This is a genomic window from Streptomyces hirsutus (assembly GCF_001418415.1).
GTDB lineage: Bacteria > Actinomycetota > Actinomycetes > Streptomycetales > Streptomycetaceae > Streptomyces > Streptomyces hirsutus.
Window position 1 is genome coordinate 1 of sequence record NZ_LIQT01000754.1, and the last position, 1,802, is coordinate 1,802.

Consider the following 1,802-nt stretch of genomic DNA (forward strand, 5'->3'; position numbering starts at 1 on the left):
CACCCCACCCGCCCCCGGGGGAGCTCACGGTTGAGCCCGTGTCGGCGCCCTGACGGGCGGCCGGGACCCGACCGGACTTCCGCCCCGGCCGGGTCCCGCCCTCGACCGGCCTGCGCCCCGGCCTCGGCCCCAACGGTCGCTCAGCCCGCCTTGGCCTCCCCGTCGCCGTACAGGACTCTCGTCAGGGACTCGTACGTGACGCCGTGATCCGCGAGGACTTCCGCCGGAACGCCGGGGCGGACGGTCAGGGCCAGCAGGAGGTGTTCGTCGCCGATGTGGCGGTCGTGGCGGTCGGTCGCGGCACGCAGGGCACCCGTCAGGGCGTCCTTGGCCTCCCGGGTGAAGGGCCGGTGCCCCGAACGCCACCGGCCGGCGCTCCTTTCGTCGCGGGACATGGCTCCGGGACCGTGCACGTCCTCCACCCTGGCGACGATCTCCGTGACATCGATACCGAGCCCGGCCAGCGCGTCGGTCTCGGCCTGAGTCAGCCCGGCCCTCCGCCGCGCCTCCCCCACCGCGGCCCGCACCGAGTCCCGTCGCTCGGCGAGTCCGAGAGCCGCCAGCGCGAACGAACCCCGGCTGCCCTCCCGGTCGATCAGGGCCAGCAGGAGATGGTCGGCGCCGACATACCGCGCTCCCGCCTCCTCGGCCTGCTCGACCGCCCCCTTCACCACGGCGCGGGCGTCCTTCGTGAACCGCTCGAACATCAGTGCCTCCCGTACTTCTTGTGCACGGCCTGCCTGCTCACTCCGAGCTCGTTGGCGATCTCCTGCCACGACCAGCCGTGGTTGCGCGCGTTGCGCACCTGTACGGCCTCCAACTGCTCCAGCAGCCTGCGCAGCGCGGCGACGGCCCGCAGGCCGACCCGCGGATCGCGGTCACCCGCCCGCTCGGCAAGATCGGTTGCCTCAGTCATGATGTCAACGTACGTTGACAATGCGCCACGCGTCAACCCCAGTTGACATGCGGGCGGCCGGCCCGGAGACCGGACCGGCCGTGAGAACCGCCGCCGGAGGCGGCAGGACCGGGAGGTCCACCGCCGCGCGGTTACGGACCGGTGAGCACGATCTTTCCGAACTGCCCGCCCGTCTCCATCCGCTCGAACCCTTCCCGGGCCCGGTCCATGGGCAGCACCTCGTCGATGACGGGCCGCACTCCGGCGGCCGCGCAGAAGGCGAGCAGGTCCTCCAGTTCGTCCTTGCCGCCCATCGTCGACCCGACGACCTTGAGCTCCAGGAAGAAGATCCGGGTCAGCTCGGCGTGCGAGGGCCGGTCGCCACTGGTGGCGCCGGAGATCACCAGCGTGCCGCCGGGCCGCAGCGACTTCACCGAGTGGGACCAGGTCGCGGCCCCCACCGTCTCGATGACCGCGTCGACCCGCTGCGGCAGCCGCGCCCCGGGTTCCAGCGCCTCCACCGCCCCCAGTTCCAGGGCCCGCTTCCGCTTCGCCTCGTCCCGGCTGGTGGCGAACACCCGCAGGCCCGCGGCCTTGCCCAGCACGATCGCGGCGGTGGCGACGCCCCCGCCGGCGCCCTGCACCAGGACGGAGTCACCGGGCCGCACCCCGGCGTTGGTGAACAGCATCCGGTACGCGGTCAGCCAGGCCGTGGGCAGGCAGGCCGCCTCCTCGAAGGACAGCTCCTTCGGCTTGGGCAGGACGTTCCAGGTGGGCACGGCGACCTGCTCGGCGAACGTGCCGGGGTAGCGCTCCGTCAGGATCGACCGGGGCTCCCCGGGGCCCACCCCGTGGCCGGTCTGTCCGATCACGGAGTGCAGGACGACCTCGTTGCCGTCCTCGTCGA

3 protein-coding genes are annotated in these 1,802 nt (G+C 73.1%); all 3 read right to left on the bottom strand.

All coding sequences use genetic code 11. From position 1 onward, the window contains the following. Nucleotides 1-140: 140 nt before the first annotated feature. Nucleotides 141-707 carry a Clp protease N-terminal domain-containing protein gene (locus AOK11_RS38285; protein ID WP_055598203.1) on the bottom strand — a complete coding sequence of 189 codons (567 nt, stop codon included), beginning with the start codon at nt 705-707 and terminating at the stop codon, nt 141-143. Continuing rightward, entirely contained in the window at nt 707-916 is a 210-nt protein-coding gene (locus AOK11_RS38290; protein ID WP_055598204.1) for an HTH domain-containing protein, read from the bottom strand. Before AOK11_RS38290 ends, AOK11_RS38285 begins: the two co-directional genes overlap by 1 nt. Nucleotides 917-1,047: 131 nt before the next feature. Next, nucleotides 1,048-1,802: zinc-binding dehydrogenase (locus tag AOK11_RS38295; RefSeq protein ID WP_055598205.1), on the bottom strand; the 755-nt coding region annotated here is incomplete at its 5' end.

What these genes read in the sequence shown, in the direction of transcription:
- AOK11_RS38290 (WP_055598204.1), bottom strand. Translation starts at nt 916, where the DNA reads ATGACTGAGGCAACCGATCTTGCCGAGCGGGCGGGTGACCGCGATCCG.
- AOK11_RS38285 (WP_055598203.1), bottom strand. Translation starts at nt 707, where the DNA reads ATGTTCGAGCGGTTCACGAAGGACGCCCGCGCCGTGGTGAAGGGGGCG.